The sequence below is a fragment of the bacterium genome (assembly GCA_040755755.1).
Taxonomy (GTDB): Bacteria; SZUA-182; SZUA-182; order DTGQ01; family DTGQ01; genus DTGQ01.
The window spans coordinates 1-4,474 of record JBFLZW010000046.1; the positions used below are offsets into that span (position 1 = coordinate 1).

General features: G+C 47.3%; 5 protein-coding genes. All 5 read left to right on the plus strand.

Annotated elements, in window-relative coordinates; translation table 11 throughout:
* Positions 1-327: 327 nt before the first annotated feature.
* Positions 328-951, plus strand: a complete 624-nt coding sequence (locus AB1611_14510; GenBank protein MEW6380803.1) for a DUF1566 domain-containing protein — start codon at positions 328-330, stop codon at positions 949-951.
* 51 nt (positions 952-1,002) lie between these two features.
* A complete protein-coding gene (locus AB1611_14515; GenBank protein MEW6380804.1) occupies positions 1,003-1,380 on the plus strand; it encodes a four helix bundle protein in 378 nt (125 codons plus the stop codon).
* A gap of 196 nt (positions 1,381-1,576) precedes the next feature.
* Positions 1,577-2,809: a reverse transcriptase/maturase family protein gene (locus tag AB1611_14520; protein ID MEW6380805.1), complete on the plus strand. Its 1,233-nt coding sequence runs from the start codon at positions 1,577-1,579 to the stop codon at positions 2,807-2,809.
* A gap of 89 nt (positions 2,810-2,898) precedes the next feature.
* A complete protein-coding gene (locus tag AB1611_14525; GenBank protein MEW6380806.1) occupies positions 2,899-3,237 on the plus strand; it encodes a hypothetical protein in 339 nt (112 codons plus the stop codon).
* Positions 3,238-3,258: 21 nt separating this feature from the next.
* Positions 3,259-4,474 (plus strand): DUF1566 domain-containing protein (locus AB1611_14530; protein MEW6380807.1); only part of this gene is annotated, 1,216 nt, incomplete at its 3' end.

Below are 4,474 nucleotides of genomic sequence, written 5' to 3' on the forward strand. Positions count from 1 at the left end.
AAGCAAGCAAAAAGTAAAAAGGCACAAGGAGGAACTTGTTTTACTTTTACTTTTCAATGATATCCTCTGCGTCTCAGCGTCTCTGCGGGAGAATTACTAATTCTTATGTAAGTGCCATTCTATCTAATATAGATATAATCGAATTAATTTTGTCAAATGTCAAGGGCTGACCCCAAAAATTTCTTGACAACATTATATTCAATATATCAAAATTTATACGGGCATGAGTGTTTCATTGTCTGGGTAGTATAAAGGTCTAAACTAAGGAGGGAGTAAAAAATGACAAGGTTAACAAGCTTAACAAGGGTAAAATGGATAGCAACGTTGATGGTAACTTCGGTGTCAATCTGGACGATGGCTGGCATTGTGAGCTTTGGGGTGATCTTGGGACATGGTGGAGCCGCGGCTTTTGCGGCCACAGTGACTCGCCCTATTCCCGATACAGGGCAGAATATCCCTTACACTGAGGCCTTCGGTGAGGACTCAGACTACACCATAAATCCCCCATCCTACACTAAGCTTGACGACAAGGGAAAGGAACTGGATGATTCTGCCACCTCCTGGAGCATGGTCAGGGATAATGCTACCGGCCTGATCTGGGAGGTCAAGACTGACGATAACTCAATCCATGATAAGGATATAACCTATAAATGGCATGATGCTATAGGTAAATTTATCACTTCTCTGAACGCTGAAAAATTTGGTGGCTTCTCCGATTGGCGTCTGCCTTTTGTTAAGGAATTATCAATGCTCGTGGACCGTGGTACTTGCAATCCAGCTATCAACAGAAAATATTTCCCAAATACCATGTCGTCCGCCTACTGGTCGTCTACTGCCGGCGCCTACGATACGAACAGCGCCTGGTGCGTGAACTTCAGCAGCGGCGGCGTCGGCTACGGCAGTAGGTCGGGCAGTGGCTATGTGCGGGCCGTGCGGAGCGGACAGGATTGATTATTGGGTTATTTGAATATTTGAATATTTAAACCAGAAAGATCTTGAAATATGGCCAGATATGAGCATTTACCCATCTATCAGAAGGCTATGGAGCTTGGAATTTATCTTCAGAATACGGTCAGGAATTTCAGCCGGTATAACAAATATACCATCGGTACTGAGCTGCGCGATCTAGCAAGAGAGATTATCCTTCTGATCATCAGGGCCAATTCTTCCATGGATAAAGAAAATGTATTGAGAGAGCTGGTGGAAAAATGCGAGCTGTTGAAAACATCGCTGGCCTTTGCCAGGGAAGCCAAGGCTTTTGACAATTTCAAGAGCTTTCAACATGCCTCATGTATGGCGGTTATTTTATGCAAACAGAGCGAGGGATGGCTTAAAAGCAGCAGGGGAAGCCGGAATCATCAATCGTCTCAAAAAGGATGAGTCGATGAGCGTGCTCAATAACACTGTGCGCCTTCTCCGCCTTTCGATCAAGGCATTTTTATGCAGGATATTATTTTCAAAGCCGTAAGGGATTCCTTACTTGAGTGGAGAAATTAATATTCGGTGGGCTGACAGGTTTTTATGGGTCTGGAATGGCCAGGGAAGGCTGTATAGCCGTCAAGTGGGAAGGTGAAAAATGTCATCCGCCTACTGGTCGTCTACTGCCAACGCCAACAATACGAACAACGCCTGGTGCGTGAACTTCAGCAACGGCAACGTCAACAACAACAATAAGTCGAACAGTTACTATGTGCGGGCCGTGCGGAGCGGAAAGTGTTCCCTGCTCTCCTTTGAATCGGTCTGGAAAGCTTATCTTGACTGCCGGCGAAGGAAAAGAGGTACGATAAATGCGCTCAGGTTTGAATATGGTTTATTGGATAATCTGTTCAGCCTGGCTCAGGAGTTACAAAATGGTACCTATCAGCCATCCCGCTCTGTTTGCTTTGTTACCACAAGACCTAAATTACGCGAGATTTTTGCCGCTGATTTCAGAGACAGGATTGTCCATCATCTGATTGTTCGGGAGATGGAAAAGGTCTGGGAGCGAAAATTTATCCACGATTCCTATGCCTCAAGGTCGGGGAAAGGAATCCATGCGGCTGTAGCCAGGCTCCAGAAATTTATGCTCAAAGCGACCAGAAATCAGAAGCGAGTAGCTTATTTTATTCAGCTTGACATTCGCTCTTTTTTCATGAGCGTAGATAAAGAGATTCTCGTTCAGATTCTCGAACAAGAGCTGCGGCCAAGAAAAGAGATTGAATCAGAAGCGCTTCTTTACCTGCTCCATCGGACTATCTTTCACCACTGCCCTGATAACTATTTCTTTAAGGGTGATCCGGCCATGCGGGATAAGATTCCAGCTCATAAATCGCTCTTCAAGGTGCCAGCGGGCAAAGGGCTGCCAATAGGCAATCTTACCTCTCAATTCCTGGCCAATGTCTATTTAAATAAGCTGGATCAGTTTGTAAAACATACTCTCCGCTGCCGCTTTTATATCAGGTACGTAGATGATGCTATTCTCATCTCGCCTGATCAAGATCAGTTGCTTGAGTGGGAGGAGAGAATCGGTGAGTTTCTGGAAAAGCGGCTTGCTCTTCAGCTCAAGGGCAAAGGGAAGATAAAGAGAGTTTCGGAGGGGGCTGATTTTTTGGGCTATATTGTCAGGCCGGCTTATCTTCTGGCTCGGAAAAGAGTAGTCAATAATTTAAAATTCAAGCTGGTTCGGTTTCAAGATAAGATGATTCAAGATCTTCAAATTCACGGCCTGAAGGTTAGAAAAATAATTATGCAGCCTCAGATGGTAAGGAAGCTGAGGCAAACCCTGGCCTCTTATCTGGGGCATTTAAACATGGCAATACCTTCAGGCTGATCAATTCGCTTTGGACGGCCAATTCATGGCTGAGAGAGTATTTCATTTTCCATAGGGGAAAGTTAAAGGATCGTTATAAACATAAGAGACTGTTTCGATCGTTTCACGCACAATACCTGTTTTTCAGAACCAGGCTGAAAGATACGGTTCTTTTCTTTCAAGCGGGGAATTTTCTGGAATTATATGATCAGGACGCAGTCGATCTTGCTCCTGCTCTGGGGCTTGAGATAAAGGAAAATTTTCGGGGAATGAGATGGGCAGCGGGTTTTCCCATCCGGCTGGAGAGAAAATTTATGGATAAAGCCCTGAGTTTAGGCAGGGATGCGGCTGTAGTGAATGAGGGTATCACAGGCTGGTTGGTCAAAGACCGGCAGGTGCGGGAAATTTATCGGGTTTTAGAGAAGTCATCTTCTGCCGTCCAGGCATGAAAGCCTAAAAGGAGATTAGAGATGAGAAGGTTATTGTGTGGATTAACTCTTTTTATCTTATTATTATGCTCAAGGCTTGCTCTTGCTGACTTTATGGGCAATGGCTCATACACAGCCAATGGTGATGGCACAGTTACCGATACTTCCACTGGCCTTATGTGGCAGCAAGAGACAGCCGGGCCGATGAGCTGGGAGGAGGCGCTGCACTACTGTGAGGGACTCACCCTTGGGGGGCATAGCGACTGGCGGCTGCCGAATGTCAATGAGCTGCAATTTCTGGTGGACTACAGCCGCTACAATCCAGCCATAGACCCTGAGCTATTCCCCAAAACTCAAGCCTCTGGCTACTGGTCATCAACGGTGAATCACTGCTCGCCTGATACTGTCTGGTATGTGGGCTTTGGCTATGGGGGGATATCGTACGGCAACAGGGGGGCAAGCCAAGACAGCAAATACTATGTGCGGGCCGTGCGTGGCAGCTCCGCAGATGAGACAGTGATAGTAGAGAAGAGAAAAAATTATATCTATGCCAACGGCTCCTACAAAGCTAACGACGACGGCACGGTGAGTGATGAGACAAGCGGCCTTATGTGGCAGCAAGAGACAGCCGGACCGATGAGCTGGGAGGAGGCGCTGCACTACTGTGAGGGACTCACCCTTGGGGAGTACAGCGACTGGCGGCTGCCGAATGTCAATGAGCTGCAATTTCTGGTGGACTACAGCCGCTACAATCCAGCCATAGACCCTGAGCTATTCCCCAAAACTCAAGCCTCTGGCTACTGGTCATCAACGGTGAATCACTGCTCGCCTGATAATGCCTGGTATGTGGGCTTTGACTATGGGGGGATATCGTACGGCAGCAGGTGGTCAGGCAAATATTATGTGCGGGCCGTGCGGAGCATCTCGTCAGATGAGACAGTGATAGTAGAGAAGAGAAAAAATTATGTCTATGGCAATGGCTCATACACAGCCAATGGTGATGGCACAGTTACCGATACTTCCACTGGCCTTATGTGGCAGCGAGAGACAGCCGGGCCGATGAGCTGGGAGGAGGCGCTGCACTACTGTGAGGGACTCACCCTTGGGGGGCATAGCGACTGGCGGCTGCCGAATGTCAATGAGCTGCAATTTCTGGTGGACTACAGCCGCTACAATCCAGCCATAGACCCTGAGCTATTCCCCAAAACTCAAGCCTCTGGCTACTGGTCATCAACGGTGAATCACTGCTCGCCTGATA